This is a genomic window from Pseudomonas frederiksbergensis, assembly GCF_017114915.1.
Classification (GTDB): Bacteria; Pseudomonadota; Gammaproteobacteria; order Pseudomonadales; family Pseudomonadaceae; genus Aquipseudomonas; species Aquipseudomonas frederiksbergensis_I.
In genome coordinates this window covers 42,851-63,078 of sequence record NZ_JAAUOE010000021.1, presented here as the reverse complement: position 1 = coordinate 63,078, position 20,228 = coordinate 42,851, and the positions used below count along the sequence as shown (strand labels likewise).

At 60.2% G+C, this 20,228-nt stretch carries 21 protein-coding genes; 19 read left to right on the top strand and 2 right to left on the bottom strand.

Annotated elements, in window-relative coordinates:
- Positions 1–2: 2 nt before the first annotated feature.
- The 9 genes from mltG (at position 3) to HCU66_RS16250 (ending at position 7,524) form a co-directional block, all read left to right on the top strand.
- Positions 3–1,217: an endolytic transglycosylase MltG gene (mltG, locus tag HCU66_RS16290; protein WP_205889439.1), complete on the top strand. Its 1,215-nt coding sequence runs from the start codon at positions 3–5 to the stop codon at positions 1,215–1,217.
- 19 nt (positions 1,218–1,236) lie between these two features.
- Positions 1,237–1,869, top strand: coding sequence for a dTMP kinase (gene tmk, locus HCU66_RS16285; protein WP_205889438.1), 633 nt, complete (start codon positions 1,237–1,239; stop codon positions 1,867–1,869).
- Positions 1,862–2,848, top strand: a complete 987-nt coding sequence (locus HCU66_RS16280) for a DNA polymerase III subunit delta' (protein ID WP_205889437.1) — start codon at positions 1,862–1,864, stop codon at positions 2,846–2,848. The genes tmk and HCU66_RS16280 overlap by 8 nt, the downstream gene beginning before the upstream one ends.
- A gap of 42 nt (positions 2,849–2,890) precedes the next feature.
- Complete coding sequence (locus HCU66_RS16275) at positions 2,891–3,247, top strand: PilZ domain-containing protein (protein WP_019582736.1); 357 nt, start codon at positions 2,891–2,893, stop codon at positions 3,245–3,247.
- Between the two features lie 14 nt (positions 3,248–3,261).
- Positions 3,262–4,053, top strand: coding sequence for a TatD family hydrolase (locus tag HCU66_RS16270; protein WP_205889436.1), 792 nt, complete (start codon positions 3,262–3,264; stop codon positions 4,051–4,053).
- 372 nt (positions 4,054–4,425) lie between these two features.
- On the top strand, positions 4,426–5,064 hold the full coding sequence (locus tag HCU66_RS16265; RefSeq protein WP_007942012.1) for a TetR/AcrR family transcriptional regulator: 639 nt from the start codon (positions 4,426–4,428) through the stop codon (positions 5,062–5,064).
- A gap of 139 nt (positions 5,065–5,203) precedes the next feature.
- A complete protein-coding gene (locus HCU66_RS16260) occupies positions 5,204–6,172 on the top strand; it encodes a GTP 3',8-cyclase MoaA (protein WP_205889435.1) in 969 nt (322 codons plus the stop codon).
- Between the two features lie 169 nt (positions 6,173–6,341).
- On the top strand, positions 6,342–6,947 hold the full coding sequence (locus tag HCU66_RS16255; RefSeq protein WP_205889434.1) for a DUF4823 domain-containing protein: 606 nt from the start codon (positions 6,342–6,344) through the stop codon (positions 6,945–6,947).
- Between the two features lie 16 nt (positions 6,948–6,963).
- A complete protein-coding gene (locus tag HCU66_RS16250) occupies positions 6,964–7,524 on the top strand; it encodes a DUF1285 domain-containing protein (protein ID WP_205889433.1) in 561 nt (186 codons plus the stop codon).
- Between the two features lie 57 nt (positions 7,525–7,581).
- Here HCU66_RS16250 and HCU66_RS16245 read toward each other — a convergent pair whose 3' ends face one another.
- Positions 7,582–8,454 (bottom strand): lipase family alpha/beta hydrolase, encoded by an 873-nt coding sequence (locus HCU66_RS16245; protein WP_205889432.1) that lies wholly within the window; start codon positions 8,452–8,454, stop codon positions 7,582–7,584.
- A 240-nt stretch (positions 8,455–8,694) separates the two neighbouring features.
- Here HCU66_RS16245 and HCU66_RS16240 point away from each other — a divergent pair, with 240 nt between their 5' ends.
- From HCU66_RS16240 to HCU66_RS16195, 10 genes are all read left to right on the top strand, one after another.
- Positions 8,695–9,411 carry a FadR/GntR family transcriptional regulator gene (locus tag HCU66_RS16240; RefSeq protein WP_018926208.1) on the top strand — a complete coding sequence of 239 codons (717 nt, stop codon included), beginning with the start codon at positions 8,695–8,697 and terminating at the stop codon, positions 9,409–9,411.
- A 134-nt stretch (positions 9,412–9,545) separates the two neighbouring features.
- On the top strand, positions 9,546–10,421 hold the full coding sequence (locus tag HCU66_RS16235; protein ID WP_205889431.1) for an SMP-30/gluconolactonase/LRE family protein: 876 nt from the start codon (positions 9,546–9,548) through the stop codon (positions 10,419–10,421).
- 273 nt (positions 10,422–10,694) lie between these two features.
- On the top strand, positions 10,695–11,513 hold the full coding sequence (locus HCU66_RS16230; RefSeq protein WP_205889430.1) for an SDR family oxidoreductase: 819 nt from the start codon (positions 10,695–10,697) through the stop codon (positions 11,511–11,513).
- Positions 11,514–11,642: 129 nt separating this feature from the next.
- The gene (locus tag HCU66_RS16225) at positions 11,643–12,647 is read left to right on the top strand and encodes a substrate-binding domain-containing protein (protein WP_205889429.1); all 1,005 of its coding nucleotides are present in this window, start codon (positions 11,643–11,645) and stop codon (positions 12,645–12,647) included.
- 66 nt (positions 12,648–12,713) lie between these two features.
- Complete coding sequence (gene araG / locus HCU66_RS16220) at positions 12,714–14,258, top strand: L-arabinose ABC transporter ATP-binding protein AraG (protein ID WP_205889428.1); 1,545 nt, start codon at positions 12,714–12,716, stop codon at positions 14,256–14,258.
- Positions 14,259–14,267: 9 nt separating this feature from the next.
- Positions 14,268–15,236, top strand: coding sequence for an L-arabinose ABC transporter permease AraH (gene araH / locus HCU66_RS16215; RefSeq protein ID WP_018926203.1), 969 nt, complete (start codon positions 14,268–14,270; stop codon positions 15,234–15,236).
- Positions 15,237–15,435: 199 nt separating this feature from the next.
- A complete protein-coding gene (locus HCU66_RS16210; protein ID WP_205889427.1) occupies positions 15,436–16,149 on the top strand; it encodes a GntR family transcriptional regulator in 714 nt (237 codons plus the stop codon).
- Positions 16,146–17,144, top strand: coding sequence for an ADP-ribosylglycohydrolase family protein (locus HCU66_RS16205; RefSeq protein WP_205889426.1), 999 nt, complete (start codon positions 16,146–16,148; stop codon positions 17,142–17,144). Before HCU66_RS16210 ends, HCU66_RS16205 begins: the two co-directional genes overlap by 4 nt.
- A gap of 156 nt (positions 17,145–17,300) precedes the next feature.
- Positions 17,301–18,767 carry a purine-cytosine permease family protein gene (locus tag HCU66_RS16200; protein ID WP_205889425.1) on the top strand — a complete coding sequence of 489 codons (1,467 nt, stop codon included), beginning with the start codon at positions 17,301–17,303 and terminating at the stop codon, positions 18,765–18,767.
- Positions 18,760–19,686 carry a PfkB family carbohydrate kinase gene (locus HCU66_RS16195; RefSeq protein ID WP_205889424.1) on the top strand — a complete coding sequence of 309 codons (927 nt, stop codon included), beginning with the start codon at positions 18,760–18,762 and terminating at the stop codon, positions 19,684–19,686. Before HCU66_RS16200 ends, HCU66_RS16195 begins: the two co-directional genes overlap by 8 nt.
- 112 nt (positions 19,687–19,798) lie before the next feature.
- On the opposite strand, the gene HCU66_RS27095 is transcribed toward HCU66_RS16195, so the two are convergent.
- The gene (locus HCU66_RS27095) at positions 19,799–20,188 is read right to left on the bottom strand and encodes a Rho termination factor N-terminal domain-containing protein (RefSeq protein ID WP_241015521.1); all 390 of its coding nucleotides are present in this window, start codon (positions 20,186–20,188) and stop codon (positions 19,799–19,801) included.
- Positions 20,189–20,228: the final 40 nt, after the last annotated feature.

Genomic DNA, 20,228 nt, shown 5'->3' with positions numbered 1-20,228 from the left:
TCGTGAGACGTAAATTCTTGCTGCTGCTGGAGACCGGACTGGTTCTGGCGGGGCTGTTGGCGGGCGCTAGCGCCTGGAAAATCCATTCGGCGCTGGAACAGCCGCTGAACATCGCGCAGGAAGAGCTGCTGGAAGTGCCCAAAGGCACTACACCAAACCGCACTTTCGTTCGACTTGAAACCGATGGTGTCATCAAGGACGCTTTCTGGCTGCGGGTTTATTGGCGCTTCAATCTGGCAAGGCAACCGCTGCACAGCGGCGAATACCGCATGGTTCCCGGTATGACAGTCAACGGACTGATTGACTTGTGGAAGCGCGGGGAAATGGTTCAGTACAGCCTGACGCTGGTCGAAGGCTGGAATTTCCATCAAGTCCGCGCAGCCTTGGCCAAGGATGAAAAACTCGAACAGACCCTCAACGGTTTGAGCGACAGTCAGGTGATGGACAAGCTCGGGCACGGCGGGATTTTTCCGGAAGGGCGCTTCTTCCCCGACACGTACCGTTTCGTGCGTGGCATGACCGACGTCGATCTGCTCAAGAAAGCTTATGATCGCCTCGATGAGGTCCTCGCCAGGGAATGGGATCAGCGCGCTGCCGACGTGCCCTACACCGAACCCTACCAGGCACTGATCATGGCCTCGCTGGTGGAAAAGGAAACCGGCGTGCCGCAGGAGCGCCGGCAGATTGCCGGTGTGTTCGTGCGGCGCATGGAGATGGGGATGCTGCTGCAGACCGATCCAACGGTGATCTACGGCTTGGGTGATCGTTATAACGGCAAGTTGACCCGCGCCCATCTCAAGGAGCCGACGCCGTATAACACCTACATGATCGCCGGCCTGCCGCCGACGCCGATTGCGATGGTCGGTCGTGAGGCGATCCATGCGGCGTTGAATCCGGCGGACGGCAACAGCCTGTATTTTGTTGCACGCGGTGATGGCAGCCATGTGTTCTCCGATGATCTGGACGCCCATAACAACGCGGTGCGGGAGTTCCAGCTCAATCGACGTGCCGATTACCGTTCCAGCCCGGCGCCGACTGTCACGCCGCCGACGGAGGATGCCCAGGCGCCGATCCCGGCCGCTTCGCCTGATGCAGTGCCCGAAGAAATGCCACCCGAAGCGCCGCAAGATTCCGTGCAAGACTCTGCACAAGAGCCTGCACAAGAGCCTGCGCCGGCACCCGAACCGGATGCGCCCGCACCGCAAAGCCCGCAATGACTCTGACTAAGGACTGCCTGTGACTGGCTTGTTTATTACCCTGGAAGGCCCGGAAGGCGCCGGCAAGAGCACCAATCGCGAATACCTGGCCGAGCGTCTGCGCGCCGCCGGGATCGAGGTGGTGTTGACCCGGGAACCGGGTGGCACGCCCTTGGCCGAGCGGATCCGCGACGTGCTGTTGGCACCGGTCGATGAGGTCATGAACCCCGACACCGAACTGCTGTTGGTGTTCGCCGCGCGGGCCCAGCATCTGGCTGAGGTGATCCGCCCGGCGCTGGCCCGTGGCGCGGTGGTTTTGTGCGACCGCTTCACCGATTCGACCTATGCCTATCAGGGCGGTGGCCGCGGTTTGTCGCTGGAGCGCATCGCGGCCCTCGAAACGTTCGTTCAGGGTGATCTGCGCCCGGACTTGACGCTGATCTTCGATCTGCCGGTGGAAGTGGGCCTGGCCCGCGCCAGCGCCCGCGGTCGCCTGGACCGTTTCGAGCTCGAAGGCCGCACGTTCTTCGATGCCGTGCGCAACACCTTCCTCGAGTGCGCCAAAGCGGATCCTGCGCGTTATGTGCTGGTGGACGCCGCTCAACCGCTGGCGCAGGTTCAGCAGTCTCTGGATGCCTTGCTGCCACGTCTGCTGGAGTTGACCCGTGGCTGAAGCCTATCCATGGCAGGACAGTCTCTGGCAGCAATTGGCCGGCCGTGCCCAGCACGCCCACGCCTATTTGCTGCATGGCCCGGCTGGGATTGGCAAGCGTGCGCTGGCCGAGCGTTTGATGGCCAGTTTGTTGTGCCAGCGGCCGACCGCCCAGGGCGCCTGTGGTGAATGCAAATCCTGCCTGCTGCTCAAGGCCGGTAGTCATCCGGATAACTACATTCTGGAACCGGAAGAGGCGGACAAGGCGATCAAGGTCGATCAGGTCCGTGATCTGGTCAGCTTCGTGGTGCAGACCGCGCAGTTGGGCGGTCGCAAAGTGGTGCTGATCGAGCCGGTCGAGTCGATGAACATCAACGCCGCCAACGCCTTGCTCAAAAGCCTTGAAGAGCCGTCCGGCGACACCGTATTGCTGTTGGTCAGCCACCAGACCAGCCGTCTGCTGCCGACCATCAAGAGCCGCTGCGTACAGCAGGCCTGTCCGTTGCCCAGCCAAGCCATGAGCCTGGCGTGGCTGGCCAAGGCGCTGCCGGACTGCTCGGAAGACGAGCGCATTGAACTGCTGACCCTCGCCGCCGGTTCGCCATTGGCCGCGGTCAAATTGCAGGTCCAGGGCGTGCGCGAGCAGCGGGCGCTGGTGGTCGAAGGTGTGAAGAAGTTGCTTAAGCAGCAGCAGTCGCCGACGCAACTGGCCGAGGAATGGAAAAGCATTCCCATGTTGCTGTTGTTCGACTGGTTTTGCGACTGGTCGAGCCTGATCCTGCGTTATCAGTTGACTCAGGATGAAGCAGGGCTGGGGCTGGCGGACATGCGCAAGGTGATTCAATACCTGGCGCAGAAAGCCGCTCAGGATAAAGTCTTGAATATCCAGGACTGGATCCTCGCCCAGCGCCAGAAAGTGATGAGCAAGGCCAACCTCAATCCGGCGCTGTTGCTGGAGGCGCTGTTGGTGCAGTGGGTATCCTTGCCTACCCAGAAGTGACTGGCGTGCCTAGACTCTGATCATCAGACAGTGGAGGTCAGCATGAACGAACCCATCAGTCCGGGGCCGCGCAATGGCATTTTGTCCTTGACCATCAAGGACAGGTCCGTGCTCTACGCGGCCTACATGCCATTTATCAAGAACGGCGGCCTGTTTATCCCGACCAACAAGAGCTACAAGTTGGGTGATGAGGTCTTCATGCTCCTGCACCTGATGGACGAACCTGAAAAGATCCCGGTCGCCGGCCGGGTCACCTGGATTACCCCCAAAGGTGCCCAGGGCAACCGCGCCGCTGGAGTCGGTGTGCAATTCAACGAAGGCGACGACACCGCTCGCAGTCGAATCGAAACCCATCTGGCCGGAGCCCTGAAGTCCGACCGTCCCACTCATACGATGTAAGTTGCAGCCCTTTTATGCTTGTAGATTCCCATTGTCATCTTGATCGCCTCGACCTCACCGCCCACGACGGCTCCCTGGATGCCGCGCTCGATGCGGCCCGCCAGAGGGGAGTAGGGCACTTTCTGTGCATCGGCGTCAGCGCCGAGAACGCCGCCGCCGTCAAAGCCCTGGCTGAACGCTACGACGACGTTGATTGTTCGGTCGGCGTGCATCCGCTGGATGTACAGCCGGGTGCCGCACCGGCACTGGACTGGCTGTTGCGCGAGCTCAATCATCCGCGGGTGGTGGCGATCGGTGAAACCGGCCTGGATTACCACTACGAGCCGGAAGCGGCAGCGTTGCAGCAGGCGTCGTTCCGTCTGCACCTGCAAGCGGCCAGTCAGACTGGCAAACCGGTCATCATCCACACCCGTGGCGCCCGGGCCGACACCCTCGAACTGCTACGCGAGGCGGCGCTGCCTCAGGCGGGCGTGCTGCATTGCTTCACCGAAGACTGGGACATGGCCAAGGCTGCACTGGACATGGGGTATTACATTTCCTTGTCCGGTATTGTCACTTTTCGCAATGCCGATGCCCTGCGAGATGTGGCCAGCAAGGTGCCGGTCGACCGGTTGCTGGTGGAAACCGACTCGCCGTACCTGGCGCCGATCCCCCATCGCGGCAAACCGAACCTGCCGCAATACGTGCGCGAGGTAGCGGAGTTTCTGGCAATGTTGCGAGGTGAGTCCTATGAGCGATTTGCCGAGCAGACCACCGAGAATTTCAAGCGGTTATTTGCGTTGGCGCATGTCAGGGCATCGGCGTAACGTTGGAAAGGGTCGCAGCCTGCGTCTTGAATCGCAGGCAAAAAAAACCCGGGTTCTGGGGGGTGAATCCGGGTTAAGACCATTAGGAGTAAAACAAAGGTACGCGGTCCTTTGGTACCTTCATCGGCGCGACACTTGGGGGAGATGCCTCGCCGACAGTTGAAGTATTGATCAGTATCGCGCCGAGTCCAGTTTGACTGGTCGGGTTTTTAAACAAATTTGGAATACGCGCGCTTCGGTTGAGTTCTCATTGACCGGTAAGGTGGTGCGAATTCATCAAGAAACACATATATGGTCGGATGATCCGTGCATTTTTGCGCAAGTTAGGCATAATACGCGGCTTCGAATTTTGACCCCTACAGACCTTTTCTTATGCATAAAGAACCTCGTAAGGTCCGTGAGTTTCGTCGCCGCGAGCAAGAAATTCTCGATACCGCGCTCAAGCTGTTCCTCGAACAAGGTGAAGACAGTGTCACCGTCGAGATGATTGCTGATGCCGTAGGTATCGGCAAAGGCACGATCTACAAGCACTTCAAATCCAAGGCGGAGATCTATCTGCGCCTGATGCTCGATTACGAGCGTGATTTGAACGAGTTGTTGCATTCCGCCGATGTCGATAAGGACAAGGAAGCCCTGTCCCGGGCCTACTTCGAATTCCGCATGCGCGATCCGCAACGCTATCGGTTGTTCGATCGCCTGGAAGAAAAGGTGGTCAAGGGCAACCAGGTGCCGGAGATGGTCGAGGAACTGCACAAGATCCGCGCCTCGAACTTCGAACGCCTGACCCTGTTGATCAAGGGCCGGATCAGCGAAGGCAAGCTCGAAGACGTGCCGCCTTACTTCCATTACTGCGCGGCCTGGGCGCTGGTGCACGGCGCCGTGGCGCTGTATCACTCGCCGTTCTGGAGCAATGTGCTGGAAGATCAGGAAGGTTTCTTCCAGTTCCTGATGGACATCGGCGTGCGCATGGGCAACAAGCGCAAGCGCGATACCGACACGCCGAGCAGCTGAACCATTCAGTTGCCTTATTGCGCCATGATTTAGCTACATGGCGCAGTACCACAGGAATATACTCAGGCATAGGGCTTGCTAAAACTTGATTTGTAAGTCAAGTTTTGCGTGTTCGAATCTTCTTTCGCCGGAGTGATCCATGATCGTTGACCGTCAAGGCAGGCGTTTTCGCAATTTGCGGATTAGTCTGACCTCAGCCTGTAACTACGCTTGTACCTACTGCGTGCCTAACGGCAAGCGGCTGGTGGCGGCGCAGGATGAATTGTCGGCCGAGGCCATGGCACGCGGCGTGGCCTATCTGATCGAGGCGGCGGGCATCGAGCGCTTGCGCATTACCGGTGGTGAGCCATTGGTCAGTCCCAAACTCGAAGCCTTCATGACCGCCGTCGGGCAGATGGGCCTGGCGGACATCAGTCTGACCACCAATGGCCAGTTGTTGGCGAAGAAGCTGCCGCTGCTGGTGGATGCCGGTATTCGACGCATCAACGTTTCCCTCGATACCCTGGATGCCAGCGCTTTTCGCAGCATTGCACGTGGCGGTGATCTGGCGACCGTCCTCGATGGCATGGACCAGGCCGCCGCGGCCGGCATGAAGATCAAGGTCAATATGGTGCCGCTGCGCGGGCAGAACCTCGATCAAGTGATGCCGTTGCTCGACTACTGCCTGGAACGCGGTTACGAGTTGCGCTTCATCGAGTTGATGCGCATGGGCCACCTGGCCAGCGACTCCAATGCCTTCCTGCAGCAGTTCGTCAGCCTGCAGCAGTTGCTGAGCCTGATCGGCGAACGCTACGAGTATCTTCAGGCCGATGCGCCGGTCGATGCCACGGCGGTGCGTTACCAGATTCCGGGGCAGGGTCACTTCGGCGTGATCGCTAACGAAAGCGTTCCATTCTGTCGCACCTGTTCACGCCTACGCTTATCGTCCACTGGCTGGCTGCATGGCTGTCTGTCGTCGAGCAATCGTCACTATGTCGGCGATCTGCTGGACAAACCTCGTCACCAGGCGCTGCCGGCGTTGCAGCGACTGCTGGTCAAAGCGTTGGGGGACAAACAGGAAGTGGCCTTCTCCGGTGGCGCGACCATCATGAAAATCATCGGCGGCTGAGCCGGCTTCATCGCGGGCAAGCCACGCTCCCACAGGATATTCGTAAACCTGTGGGAGCGTGGCTTGCCCGCGACTGCGTTCTGCCAGGCGACGATGCCCATGAGCTGGCGCGGAAGCTGCATCCCACGGCCATTCGCCGGTTTTCCGTCACCGGCTTCTGGAGGGTAGGATGCGTAGCCTGGTTTTGCTGCTGGCCGTTTTGGCGCTCGGTGGCTGCATGAATGTCAGCGATATGGCCGAAGGGACTCGCTACCACATGAGCGACGCGGGGCTGCTGGACCACAGCGACAGCCGTCGCGTGAACAACTTCCGCATTCAGCCGGACTCCTTCATCTACATCGCCCAGGGCGCCTTTGCGCCGCCAGGCAGCGCGTATCCGCGACCTAACGTGGTGGCCGAAGAAGCCTTCAACGGCTTTATCGAATATTTCCCGATGGTGCGCCGCGCCCGCGCGCCGGAAGGCCTCGACGCCGCCATGGGTGAAGCCCGTGCCGCCGGTGCTCACTACCTGCTCTATACGCGTTTTGCCAAGGCCGATGACCGCATCGGCAACTCGGACGAATGGATTGACCAGGAACACGTGGATCGCCTGGGGATCGACAGCGGCGTGATTCAGATCATGTTGATCGAGACCAGCACCCAGTATTTGATCGATACTGCGCGTATCAAGAGTCGTGGCGGTTTACTGACGTTCCACGACAACAAGCCAGCAGATCTGCTGGGCCCGCCGCTGGAGCAATACGCTCGTAGCCTGCTGGGGCTCAGCGACCAGTAATTCAAAGGAGAACGCCATGAATGGCCCGCAAAAAGCCAACGACCTGTTGGGGCAAATCCCCAAAACCAAAGGCTTGCCGCCGGTCCACTTGTGGAACCCCGACTTCTGCGGCGACATCGACATGCGTATCGCCCGCGACGGCACCTGGTATTACCTGGGTACACCGATCGGGCGCAAGCCGATGGTCAAGCTGTTCTCCACCATCATTCGTCGTGACGGCGATGATTACTTTCTGATTACTCCAGTCGAAAAGGTGGGTATCAAGGTCGACGACGCACCGTTCGTGGCGATTGCCGTGGAGGTCGAAGGCGAAGGTGAAGCCCAGCTCTTGCGCTTTACCACCAACGTTGACGAAACGGCCGATGCTGGCGCCGAGCACCCGATTCGCGTAGTGATCGACCCGGTGACGCAGGAACCCGGGCCGTACGTACATGTGCGCAGCAATCTTGAAGCACTGATTCACCGCAATGTGTTCTACCAGTTGGTAGAGCTGGCAGTGAGCCGTGAGATTGACGGGCAGAGCTGGCTCGGTGTCTGGAGCGGTGGCGAGTTTTTCCCGATCGGGCTTGAGCCGTAACGGGTTGAGCGCTGGAAACGAAACGGCCCGTTATTACAACGGGCCTTTTTTTGGGGCTTACAAACCCTTGCTCCTGAGCCTGGCGGCATGTTCAAGGTAGAGCATGACCGGGCTCACGTTCCAGCTGTTGATCCCTGCCATCTGATTGACGGCGTCGAAATGGTCCATGGGGTAATCCGAGCGGATCACTTTACCCAGGTGCGAGCTGTAGCGGCCAACCAGCCCATCGTTGGCGTCCTTCTCCTTATAAAACAACTTCGACAGCACTTTACAGTTCAAATGGGTCGGATCGAGGAGCTGCAAACTCTGAAAGTTTTGCACGATCCCGCTCCAGGAGTAGTAATACACGCCGTTTTCAATTTCGTTGCCTTCACCACCCCAAACCTTAGGCACCCCTTGCGGGTACTTGCGATTGAAGGCGGCCAAGCCTGCGCTGGTCAGCGATTCGAAAGCCGCTTGAGGATCCACGGCATTTTCCGGGTGGCCGCTGATCAACGAAATGAAGGTGCCGACTGCACTTAACAGGGCCAACACGAAGGCTTCGGGTAATTCTCCCGGTGTCAGCGCCTTGTGCAGTTGGTCGGCAATCTCGGAGCCGTGATTGGGGCAACTGACCGAGGTAACCGACGCGATCTTTTCCGGGTACAGGGCCGCTACATAGCGTGCGGCCAGGGGACCTTGGCTATGGCCAATCAGATTGACCTTGGCGGCGCCCGTTTCCAGCAAGATGCGGTCGACGTGTTCGAGCAGTTTTTCACCGCGTTCTTCATTGCCGTTGACGGCTGGAATATTCACGGCAAACACCTGGGCACCCGCGCGCTCCAGGGCTTCCTCGATTTCGAAGAAATACGGATAACCGGCGATTCTGTCGAAGCCGAAAAGACCGTGAACCAACACAATGGGGTATTTTGTAGACGCATCCATGTCCATGTTCATACCTGGCGATAGCGGATTTTAGTGGGACTGCCTGATGTGTTGCGGGCTAACCGTAGTTGACAAAGTGGATGGGTTCAAAGCGCTTCTGGCATGATTCTGACGAACAGTCATGTCTGTACTGATAGGCGCCCTGAAAATTCAATTGACACCCAATCGTATGATGATTAGCGTGGGCATCCATCGCGAACGGCTTTGTGCCTTTTCGCTTTTTGCCATCGGGGCGGCGAGGTTCCCATGTCCAGCAGTTTCCATGCGTCGACGGTTGATTGGCTGGGGTGCTGGATTGCCGCGGGCCAGGTGAAACCCGGTCAGACCATAAAAGTTGAAGCCGACCTGGGCGAGCAGCTCGGGGTCAGCCGCACGGTCATCCGCGAAGCCATCAAAACCCTGGTCGCCAAAGGCATGCTCGAAGTAGGGCCTAAAGTCGGCACGCGGGTGTTACCGGTGCGGCGCTGGAACCTCTTTGATCCGCAAGTCGTCGGCTGGCTGTCACGCAGCGGTTTGCCGGAAAACTTCGTCGACGACCTGCTCGACCTGCGTCGTACCATTGAACCGATGGCGGTGCGTTGGGCCTGCGAGCGCGCGACGGTGGAACAAGTGCAAGCGGTGCTTCAGGCCTATAACGCGCTGGAACGAGCCGTGGACAGCGGCATCGATTACAACCGCGCCGACCAGTTCTTCCACGAGTGCATCCTCGCTGCCAGCCATAATCAATTCATCGAACAAATGGTCCCGGCTCTTGGCGCGTTGCTGGCAGTGTCGTTCGAAGTGTCCGCCGCCGACCCGGACGAACTGCGCCGAACCTTGCCGATTCACAAAGACATGGCCGACGCCATCGCCGCCCGGGATGCTGCGCGGGGGGTGTGGGCCTGCATGACCCTGATCGATAACGCCGACCTGGCGATCAAACGGTTTTACCCCCAAGTCATGGCCGACAAGAAGGCAAGCTGACGATAAAGAACCCTGTGTAGGAGCGTGGCTTGCCCGCGAAGAACGATGACGCGTAATACCTGAAAAACCGGGGTGCATTCTTCGCGGGCAAGCCACGCACCTACAGGTCTGCGGTACAAACAAAAGGAGATTTTATGACGTGGACTGCGGTTACGGGGCACCGTGCGCGACTCGGCGAAAGCCCGTTCTGGGATGCGCCGACCCAGGCGCTGTACTGGGTTGATATCGCCGGCAAACAAGCGCTTCGACTGATCGGCGCCAATGTCGAAATCTGGCAGATGCCGGAACACGTGTCCGCGTTCATCCCCTGTGAAAGCGGCGATGCCCTGGTGACATTGAGCAGTGGCGTTTATCGGCTGGACCTGAACTCTCCCGGCCTGGAACCTCGGCTGACCTTGCTCTGCGTGGCCGATCCGCAACCCGGTAATCGCGCCAACGAAGCCCGCTGTGATGCCCTGGGCCGGCTCTGGCTGGGCACCATGCAAAACAACATCGGTGAGCAGGGCGAAGACTTGCCTATCGTGCGCCGCTCCGGTGGCCTGTTTCGCATCGACCGCGATGCTCGGGTCACGCCGCTGCTGCGAGGGTTGGGTATCCCCAACACGTTGCTGTGGAGCGACGACGGCACAACCCTGTATTTCTCCGATAGCCTCGACGGCACGTTGTACCAACATTTCATCCATACCGACGGCAACCTCGACACCGCCTACGTCTGGTTTGGTCCCCACGAACGGGGTGTCCCCGACGGCTCGGCGATGGATGCCGAGGGCTATATCTGGAACGCCCGCTGGGACGGCAGTTGCTTGCTCAGGCTGACCCCGGACGGTCACGTTGACCGGGTGATCGAACTGCCCGTCAGTCGTCCCACCAGTTGCGCATTTGGCGGTGAAGATCTGAAAACCTTGTACATCACCAGTGCGGCGAGCCCGCTCAACCACCCATTGGACGGCGCGTTGCTGTCGGTTCGAGTCGATGTGCCCGGAAAGCACTGTCAGAGATTCGCGGGTTAAATCCCAAAATATGGGATGTAAAATTATATATTGAGATTAATTGGTGGCCGGGTTTATAGTCGGCCCCATCAGTTACACGCACTCACACTTAAAAAAACAAAACAGGTGAAGCGATGCAGCGATATTCCACCGTCCTCCCTTGGGGCGACAGTGCTTCAGGCCGCCCCGGCGCCCGGGCTTTTTCACGCCTGCCTGCCTATTCCAAAAAGCCTTTTGACCGGACATCGACAGATGTCCGGTTATCGTCGTGCCTTCGAACAGGAGTGTTGATCCATGGCTGAACCCCTTTCCTTGCCACCGGTGCCCGAACCGCCCAAGGGTGAGCGCCTGAAACACAAGGTCGTGCTGTTGACCGGCGCTGCTCAGGGTATCGGCGAAGCGATTGTCGCGACCTTCGCGTCCCAGCAGGCCAAGCTGGTCATCAGCGATATCCAGGCCGAGAAAGTCGAAAAAGTCGCGGCACATTGGCGTGAACAAGGCGCGGATGTGGTGGCGATCAAAGCTGACGTATCGCGCCAGCAAGACCTGCGCGCCATGGCCAGCTTGGCCATTGAGCTGCACGGCCGGATCGACGTGCTGGTCAACTGCGCCGGGGTCAACGTGTTCCGTGATCCGCTGCAAATGACCGAAGAAGACTGGCATCGCTGCTTCGCCATCGACCTGGACGGCGCCTGGTATGGCTGCAAAGCCGTGTTGCCGCAAATGATCGAGCAGGGCATCGGCAGCATCATCAATATCGCCTCGACCCACTCCACTCACATCATTCCCGGCTGCTTCCCGTACCCGGTGGCCAAGCATGGCTTGCTCGGGCTGACCCGCGCCTTGGGCATCGAATACGCCCCCAAGGGTATTCGCGTCAACGCCATCGCCCCTGGCTACATCGAAACCCAACTGAACGTCGATTACTGGAACGGTTTTGCCGACCCCCAGGCCGAACGTCAACGGGCCTTCGACCTGCATCCACCGCGGCGCATCGGCCAGCCGATTGAAGTGGCGATGACGGCCGTGTTCCTGGCCAGCGATGAAGCACCGTTCATCAACGCCTCGTGCATCACCATCGATGGCGGGCGCTCGGTGATGTACCACGACTGAATAACTCGGGTTCAGGCGCGAAACCACGTCTGACATTCAATCATCATACGATATGACTATTGGCTGCATACTTGACCGCTCTATTGGCTTTCAAATAACGCTCAAAAAAAAATAACAAGGAGTCAGCTTATGAAACGTCGTCGTGGGATCCGTTCCCTGTGCTGTGCCGCTTTGGCGGTCACCGCGGTCAGCCTGAGCAGTACGTTGCTGGCGGCCGAGGAAGTGAAGATCGGTTTTCTGGTCAAGCAAGCAGAAGAGCCCTGGTTCCAGACCGAATGGGCGTTCGCCGAAAAGGCCGGCAAGGACAAGGGCTTCACCGTCATCAAGATCGCCGTGCCTGATGGCGAGAAAACCCTCTCCGCTATCGACAGCCTGGCGGCGAACGGCGCCAAAGGCTTCGTGATCTGCCCGCCGGACGTATCCCTCGGCCCGGCAATCATGGCCAAGGCCAAGCTCAATGGTTTGAAAGTGATCGCTGTCGATGACCGTTTCGTCGATGCCGGCGGCAAGTTCATGGAGGACGTGCCATACCTCGGCATGGCGGCCTTCGAAGTCGGCCAGAAGCAGGGCGCCGCCATGGCCGCCGAAGCGAAAAAACGCGGCTGGGACTGGAAACAAACCTATGCGGTGATCAACACCTTCAACGAACTCGATACCGGTAAGAAACGCACCGACGGTTCGGTTAAAGCCCTGGAAGACGCCGGGATGCCGAAAGACCACATTCTGTTCTCGGCCCTGAAAACCCTCGACGTACCGGGCAGCATGGACGCCACCAACTCGGCGCTGGTGAAACTGCCGGGCTCGGCGAAAAACCTGATCATCGGCGGGATGAACGACAACACCGTGCTGGGCGGCGTGCGCGCCACCGAAAGTGCCGGTTTTGCCGCAGCCAACGTAATCGGCATCGGCATCAACGGCACCGATGCCATCGGCGAATTGAAGAAAGCCAACAGCGGCTTCTTCGGCTCGATGCTGCCGAGCCCGCACATCGAGGGCTACAACACCGCCAGCATGATGCACGAGTGGGTCACCACCGGCAAAGAACCCCCGAAATACACCGCCATGGACGACGTGACGCTGATCACGCGCGACAACTTCAAGCAGGAACTGGAAAAGATCGGCCTGTGGAATTGAGGGTCGGTTGATTTCCATCGGCGGCCCTGGCAACGGGGCTGCCTGATCGGTGTGATGAGGTGGGTTATGCACGCACAAGTAAAGACACACGAACACAGCGTCGGCGGCAGCCTGCGCTTCAACGGGATCGGCAAAACCTTTCCCGGGGTGAAGGCGCTGGACGGCATCAGCTTCGTCGCCCATCCGGGGCAGGTTCACGCCTTGATGGGCGAGAACGGCGCCGGTAAATCCACCTTGCTGAAAATCCTCGGCGGTGCTTACACGCCGAGCAGCGGCGATCTGCAGATCGGCGAGCAGAAGCGGGTTTTCAAGTCCACCGCCGACAGCATTGGCAGCGGGGTGGCGGTGATCCATCAGGAGTTGCACCTGGTGCCGGAAATGACCGTGGCCGAGAACCTGTTTCTTGGGCATCTGCCGGCGAGTTTCGGCCTGATCAATCGCAGCGTTTTGCGGCAACAGGCATTGGCCTGCCTCAAAGGCCTGGCCGATGAAATCGACCCGCAGGAGAAAGTCGGGCGCTTGTCCCTCGGCCAGCGGCAACTGGTGGAAATCGCCAAGGCGTTATCCCGTGGCGCGCATGTAATTGCGTTCGACGAACCCACCAGCAGCCTGTCGGCGCGGGAGATCGATCGCTTGATGGCGATCATCGGGCGCCTGCGTGACGAAGGCAAAGTGGTGCTCTACGTCTCCCATCGCATGGAAGAGGTCTTCCGCATCTGCAACGCGGTAACGGTGTTCAAGGACGGTCGCTTCGTGCGCACCTTCGAGGACATGAGCGCGCTGACCCATGACCAGTTGGTGACGTGCATGGTCGGCCGCGACATTCAGGACATCTACGATTACCGCAGCCGTCCGCGCGGCGCGGTGGCGCTCAAGGTTGACGGTTTACTGGGGCCGGGTTTGCGTGAACCGGTGAGTTTCGAGGTGCACAAGGGCGAGATTCTGGGTCTGTTCGGCTTGGTTGGCGCGGGCCGCACCGAGCTGTTTCGCATGCTCAGCGGACTTACCCGCAACACGGCCGGACGCCTGGAGTTGCGTGGACATGAACTGAAACTGCGTTCACCGCGCGATGCCATTGCGGCGGGGATTCTGCTGTGCCCCGAGGACCGCAAGAAGGACGGCATCCTGCCGCTCGCCAGCGTCGCCGAGAACATCAACATCAGCGCCCGCGGTGCTCATTCCACCTTCGGTTGTCTGTTGCGAGGGCTGTGGGAAAAGGGCAACGCCGACAAGCAGATCAAGGCGCTGAAGGTGAAGACGCCCAGCGCGGCGCAGAAAATCATGTACCTGTCCGGCGGCAATCAGCAGAAGGCGATTCTCGGTCGCTGGCTGTCGATGCCGATGAAAGTCCTGCTGCTCGATGAGCCCACCCGCGGCATCGACATCGGCGCCAAAGCCGAGATCTACCAGATCATCCATAACCTGGCCGCCAGCGGCATTGCGGTGATTGTGGTGTCCAGCGACCTGATGGAAGTCATGGGCATTTCCGACCGCATCCTGGTGCTCTGCGAAGGCGCGATGCGCGGCGAACTGACCCGCGAACACGCCAATGAATCCAACCTGCTGCAACTGGCTTTGCCACGCCAACGCGCTGCCGGCGTGGCGAACTGAGAGGTGACTATGACCATTCAAAACAACGCTCTGCCAACCCCGCGCAAGCCTCTGGACCTGCGGCGTTTTCTCGATGACTGGGTGATGCTGTTGGCGGCCGTCGGGATCTTCGTGCTCTGCACCTTGCTGATCGACAACTTTCTTTCGCCGCTGAACATGCGCGGTCTGGGCCTGGCGATTTCCACCACCGGGATTGCCGCCTGCACCATGTTGTATTGCCTGGCGTCGGGGCATTTCGACTTGTCGGTGGGCTCGGTGATTGCTTGCGCCGGCGTGGTCGCGGCGGTGGTGATGCGCGACACCAACAGCGTGTTCCTCGGCGTCAGTGCGGCGCTGGTGATGGGGCTGATCGTCGGGCTGATCAATGGGATCGTGATCGCCAAGCTGCGGGTCAATGCGTTGATCACCACACTGGCGACGATGCAGATCGTGCGTGGCCTGGCTTACATTTTTGCCAACGGCAAAGCGGTGGGCGTGTCCCAGGAGTCGTTCTTCGTCTTCGGTAACGGCCAGTTGTTCGGTGTGCCGGTGCCGATTCTGATTACCATCGTCTGCTTCCTGTTTTTCGGCTGGCTGCTGAATTACACCACCTACGGGCGCAACACCATGGCCATCGGCGGCAATCAGGAAGCGGCGCTGCTGGCCGGGGTCAACGTTGACCGGACCAAGATCATCATCTTTGCCGTGCACGGGGTGATTGGTGCGCTGGCCGGGGTGATTCTGGCATCGCGCATGACCTCGGGTCAGCCGATGATTGGCCAGGGTTTCGAGCTGACAGTGATCTCGGCTTGCGTGTTGGGCGGGGTGTCGCTGAGTGGCGGGATCGGGATGATTCGGCATGTGATCGCCGGGGTGCTAATTCTGGCGATCATCGAGAATGCGATGAACCTGAAGAACATCGATACCTTCTATCAGTACGTGATTCGCGGTTCGATTCTGTTGCTGGCGGTTGTGATCGACCGACTGAAACAACGCTGATTTTCCCTGGGGGAGCGGGATGTCCGACACATTGATACTGGATGTGCCGACGCCTTCGCGGGCAAGCCTCGCTCCTACAGTACCGCGCAGATCCCCCTGTAGGAGCGAGGCTTGCCCGCGAAAGCGGTCTGTCTGTCACACAATCCAGCCACAAAATATCCCTTGCTAGCCCTAATCCCTTTCGGTTATCACTTTGTACATGGTTAGACAGGTACGATTTGACAAGAAACAACGGGTTATCGATGAGCTTGTCCGGCGCATCGAAAGCGGCCTCATGGAGGACGGCTTGCTATTGCCGGGTGAACATCAGTTGGCTCAAGAATTCAAGGTCAGCCGCGGCACGTTGCGTGAAGCCCTGGCCGAACTGAAGCGGCGTCACTACATCGCCACGCAAAGCGGAGTCGGTTCCATTGTTACTTACGATGGTGTGGTGCTCGATCAGAGCAACGGCTGGGCCCAGGCGCTGGCCGACAGCGGGGCGTTGATCAATACCGAAATGCTGCGGCTGGAGGCGGTCACCCGTCCTGACCTGTTGTCGCGTTTTGGCACCGATCAATTCATCACCCTCGACCGTCGCCGCCGCGCCACCGACGGCACGCTGGTGTCTCTGGAGCGCGCGTTGATGCCCGCGACCGGAGGCCTGGAAGGTCTGCCGCGAGTGGGGCTGATCGATAACTCCCTGACCATCACGTTGGCCGCCTATGGCTATATCGGCGAACACGGCGATCAGTGGATCGGTGCCGAACCCTTGAGCGCCGAAGACGCCGAACTGCTCGGGCGTCCGGTCGGCACGGTATTTCTCAAGGCTCTGCGCACCACCTACGACCGTCAGAACCGTTTTATGGAACAGGTCGAAAGCCTGCTCGATCCGCTGCACTTTCGCCTGCATTTGCAATTCGGAGCTCCAAAATGACCGCGCTCAACCGTGCCCTCGGCGCGTTCCATGGACTGGCCCTGGGCGATGCGCTGGGCATGCCGACCCAATCCCTGAGCCGCGCCGAGATCAAGGCGCGCTTCGGTGAAATCACCGATCTGCAAGACGCAGGCCCGGATCAACCGATCGCCGCGAACATGCCCAAAGGCTCGATCACTGACGATACCGAGCAGGCGATTCTGGTCGGTCGTTTATTGATTGAAGGCGAGGGGCGGATCGAGCCCATAGTGCTGGCCCAACGATTGATCGAATGGGAAGCCGGAATGCAGGCCAAGGGCTCGCAGGATCTGCTCGGCCCTTCGACCAAACACGCGATTGAAATGATCCTCGCCGGCCACTCGCTGGAAGAGGCGGGGCGCTACGGCACCACCAATGGCGCGGCGATGCGCATCACCCCGGTGGGGATTGCGACTGATGTTACCGATCCCGAGCGGTTCATCCGCGCCGTGGTGCAGGCCTGTCAGGTGACCCACAACACCACGCTGGGGATTGCCAGTGCGGCAGCAGTGGCGGCAGTGGTTTCCGCCGGGATCAACGGCATGGACCTGGGCGAAGCGTTGAACCTCGGCCAGCAGATCGCCCAGCAAGCCGAAAGTCATGGCCACTGGGTCGCTGGCGGGCGCATCGCCTCGCGCATCAGTTGGGCGCGGAGCATCAGTATCGACAGCGACAAGGCGTTGCTGGCGGATTTGCTGTACGACGTAATCGGCACTTCGGTGGCCTCACAGGAATCGGTGGTGGTGTCGTTTGCGCTGGCCCAGCAAGTGGCCATCGGCGAGATGACGGCCTTCGAAGCGCTGTGCATGGCCGCGAGCCTGGGCGGTGACACCGACACCATTGCAGCGATGCTCGGCGCCATGCTCGGGGCCTGTCTGGGGCTTGAGAGTTGGCCGGTGGCGATGATCGAGCAGGTTAAAGCGGTTAACTCGTTGGAGTTGGAGCCGTTGGTGCAGGGGCTGTTGGCCTTGCGTTGACCGGACTGACGCCATCGCGGGCTTGCTCGCGATAGGCGCGCTGCCTAGTAGAATTTTTCACCCGCAATGGAGCGCACTGACATGGCCAGGACCGCCAAAATGTCATGTCGACTTCCGGAATTGCCCACAACCACAACAAGTGCAAGGAGCATTTTGATGAGTTCATCGAACACCGGGCCAAGTGCCGGGCAACTGGAAACCCGTGGTATCGAACCGGTGCCGGAAGGGGAGTGCAACGGTCATCCATTGCAACTGTTCTGGGTGTGGTTCGCGGCCAATATTTCCATCCTCGGCTTGCCGTTGGGCGCCACGCTGGTGGCCTTTCGCGGCCTGGCGATCTGGCAGGCGATCATCGTCGCGATCCTCGGTGCCGCCGGTTCTTTCGCGGTGGTCGGGATCATCTCCATTGCCGGTCGTCGGGGGCGCGCACCGAGCCTGACGTTGTCCCGGGCGATCTTCGGTGTGCGCGGCAATATCGGCCCGACGCTGGTCTCGCTGATGTCGCGTCTGGGCTGGGAAACCGTCAACACCACCACCGCCGCGTTCGTCATGCTGTCGCTGTGCTCGATTCTGTTCGGCTCGCCGGTGCAAGCCAAAAGTGCGCCGTTGCTGACTCTGGTGTTCATCGCGATGTTCGTGCTGCTGACATTGTCGGTGTCTGGCCTCGGTCATGCCACGTTGCTGGTGATCCAGAGATGGGCGACTTACGTGTTCGGAGCATTGAACATCCTGGTCGGCGGTTTCCTCTGCGCGACCATCGACTGGAGCGCTGTGTTCAATGCCACGCCGGCGCCCCTGAGCGCGATGATCATCGGCATCGGCACCATGGCCGCCGGCACCGGGATCGGTTGGGCCAACGCCGGTGCCGACATGTCGCGCTACCAGCACCGCAGCGTCAAAGCCGTGCGTCTGGTGGCATCGGCGGCCTTCGGTGCGGGGATTCCGCTGGTACTGCTGATCACCCTCGGTGGCCTGCTGTCGGTGGGTAACAACGATCTGGCCTCGGCCACTGACCCGATCGTCGCGATCCGCGACATGCTGCCGACCTGGATGGCGGTGCCCTACCTGATCACCGCGTTCGGCGGATTGCTGCTGTCGAACAACCTGTCGGTGTACTCCGCCGGTTTGACCACCTTGACCCTCGGCCTGAAGGTCAAGCGCGTGTATGCGGTGGTGGTCGATATCGTTGCGATCTCTGCCGGTTCGATCTACTTCATGCTGGTCGCCGAGAGCTTTTATGGCCCGTTCATCACCTTTATCTCCCTGTTGGCCGTGCCGATCACGGCGTGGGTCGCGATCTTCGTGGTCGACCTGATTCATCGTCATTACTACAGCGGCAAGGATCTGCTGGACGTCAGCCCGAGCAGTGCCTACTGGTATCGTGGCGGCGTCGAGTGGCGCGCCTTCGGTGCATGGGCGGTGGCGATTGTGTTGGGTTTCAGCTTCACCACCATTGGCACTACTGAACACGATGTCTGGTTCCGCGGCTTTCTGTCCGACTCCTGGCTGGGCCACAACGGCCTGGGCTGGATCGTGACGTTCCTGGTGGCTGGCGGGATTTACTGGCTGCTCGGTGGTGCCAAGGATCGCCGCGCCGCGTCGCTCGAGTCTGCTCATGCCTAGGCTGTTACACACCGGCCAGGTCATGATCGACCTGGTCATGGCCGTGGATAAATTGCCTCATTCGGGTGGCGACGTGCTGGCGCAATCCGCCCGTTTCGAGGCCGGCGGCGGCTTCAATGTGATGGCCGCGGCTCGGCGAAACGGCTTGCCGGTGGTCTACCTTGGGGGGCACGGCAACGGCCGTTTCGGCGATCTGGCCCGGGAAGCGATGACGGCGGAAGGCATACGCATCGGTATCGCTCACAGTGCTGAGCGCGACACCGGACTGTGCGTCGCGCTGACCGAAGCCTCGGCCGAGCGTACGTTCATTTCCTGCATCGGTGCCGAAGGCGAATTGACCGCCGAAGACCTGGCCAGTGTGTCGGCCGAGGCGGGGGATTTTGTCTACGTCAGTGGCTACAGCCTGCTGCATGGCAAGGCTCAGGCGCTGGTGGATTGGGTGCTGGATCTGCCGGACGGGATCAAGGTGGTGTTCGATCCGGGGCCGTTGGTGGATTCGCCAGGCGCGCCACTGATGAAGGCCTTGTTGCCACATATCGATCTCTGGACCAGCAACCGTGTCGAGGCGCTGCGTTTTACCGGGGCGTCGGACATCGCCGAGGCGTTGAGTGGCCTGGCGGATCATTTGCCGGCGGACGTCTTGATGGTGGTACGTGATGGGCCGCAAGGCTGCTGGATCAGCCAGCATGGCGAGCATCGGCATGTGCCGGGGTTCAAGGTCACGGCTGTCGACAGCAACGGTGCGGGGGATGCTCATGCCGGGGTGTTTGTGGCCGGGTTGGCGCAGGGGTTGCCGGCGATAGAAGCAGCGCGGCGAGCGAATGCGGCGGCGGCTTTGGCCGTCACTCGTTGGGGGCCGGCGACTTCTCCTGGGGAAGATGAAGTGGATGCGTTTATCTGCGGGACCTTCGGCGCCTGATCCAACTTTCGCGAGCGAACGCCGAACCTGTAGGAGCCGGCTTGCCGGCGAAGGCGTTTTCATGGCCACTGTAAGGCTTGAGGCCGCCTTCGCTGGCAAGCCCGCGTGGGCCTTAACCCGCCTTGCGCAACGCCTCGATCAACTCCTGCTTGCGCATGCTCGAGCGCCCCGGAATCTTCTTCGCCCGGGCTTCTTTCATCAGGCTGTCCACCGTCTGCGTATCGCGCGAAGCCTTGCTGTTGCGCGGTGAGTTATCCAGTTTGCGCGCCGCCTCAACCCCCGCGGCGCTGAGTTTGATCGGCAGGTTCAGCGAGTGCTCGCCGGCTTCGTTGCAGATCACATGACCGTGCTGGATGAGCCCGCGCTCCTGCAGCATTGCGAGGGTGCTGGCCACGACTCTCTCCCCCCGGTAGTTGTCCAGAACCTCCTTGCCCAAACCGTTTGGGTGGGCGTGCAGCAGGCGGGTCAAGACTTCTTTTTCCAGGTTTTTATCGACGTTCATGGTGACCTCTTGGCTGGGATGGACGGGTACTGCACCTGGC

Excerpts from the sequence above, each read along its gene's own strand:
- HCU66_RS16275 (WP_019582736.1), top strand. The coding sequence starts at position 2,891 with ATGAACGAACCCATCAGTCCGGGGCCGCGCAATGGCATTTTGTCCTTG.
- HCU66_RS16270 (WP_205889436.1), top strand. The coding sequence starts at position 3,262 with ATGCTTGTAGATTCCCATTGTCATCTTGATCGCCTCGACCTCACCGCC.
- HCU66_RS16265 (WP_007942012.1), top strand. The coding sequence starts at position 4,426 with ATGCATAAAGAACCTCGTAAGGTCCGTGAGTTTCGTCGCCGCGAGCAA.
- HCU66_RS16260 (WP_205889435.1), top strand. The coding sequence starts at position 5,204 with ATGATCGTTGACCGTCAAGGCAGGCGTTTTCGCAATTTGCGGATTAGT.
- HCU66_RS16255 (WP_205889434.1), top strand. The coding sequence starts at position 6,342 with ATGCGTAGCCTGGTTTTGCTGCTGGCCGTTTTGGCGCTCGGTGGCTGC.
- HCU66_RS16250 (WP_205889433.1), top strand. The coding sequence starts at position 6,964 with ATGAATGGCCCGCAAAAAGCCAACGACCTGTTGGGGCAAATCCCCAAA.
- HCU66_RS16245 (WP_205889432.1), bottom strand. The coding sequence starts at position 8,454 with ATGGACATGGATGCGTCTACAAAATACCCCATTGTGTTGGTTCACGGT.
- HCU66_RS16240 (WP_018926208.1), top strand. The coding sequence starts at position 8,695 with ATGTCCAGCAGTTTCCATGCGTCGACGGTTGATTGGCTGGGGTGCTGG.
- HCU66_RS16235 (WP_205889431.1), top strand. The coding sequence starts at position 9,546 with ATGACGTGGACTGCGGTTACGGGGCACCGTGCGCGACTCGGCGAAAGC.
- HCU66_RS16230 (WP_205889430.1), top strand. The coding sequence starts at position 10,695 with ATGGCTGAACCCCTTTCCTTGCCACCGGTGCCCGAACCGCCCAAGGGT.
- HCU66_RS16225 (WP_205889429.1), top strand. The coding sequence starts at position 11,643 with ATGAAACGTCGTCGTGGGATCCGTTCCCTGTGCTGTGCCGCTTTGGCG.
- araG (WP_205889428.1), top strand. The coding sequence starts at position 12,714 with ATGCACGCACAAGTAAAGACACACGAACACAGCGTCGGCGGCAGCCTG.
- araH (WP_018926203.1), top strand. The coding sequence starts at position 14,268 with ATGACCATTCAAAACAACGCTCTGCCAACCCCGCGCAAGCCTCTGGAC.
- HCU66_RS16210 (WP_205889427.1), top strand. The coding sequence starts at position 15,436 with ATGGTTAGACAGGTACGATTTGACAAGAAACAACGGGTTATCGATGAG.
- HCU66_RS16205 (WP_205889426.1), top strand. The coding sequence starts at position 16,146 with ATGACCGCGCTCAACCGTGCCCTCGGCGCGTTCCATGGACTGGCCCTG.
- HCU66_RS16200 (WP_205889425.1), top strand. The coding sequence starts at position 17,301 with ATGAGTTCATCGAACACCGGGCCAAGTGCCGGGCAACTGGAAACCCGT.
- HCU66_RS16195 (WP_205889424.1), top strand. The coding sequence starts at position 18,760 with ATGCCTAGGCTGTTACACACCGGCCAGGTCATGATCGACCTGGTCATG.
- HCU66_RS27095 (WP_241015521.1), bottom strand. The coding sequence starts at position 20,188 with ATGAACGTCGATAAAAACCTGGAAAAAGAAGTCTTGACCCGCCTGCTG.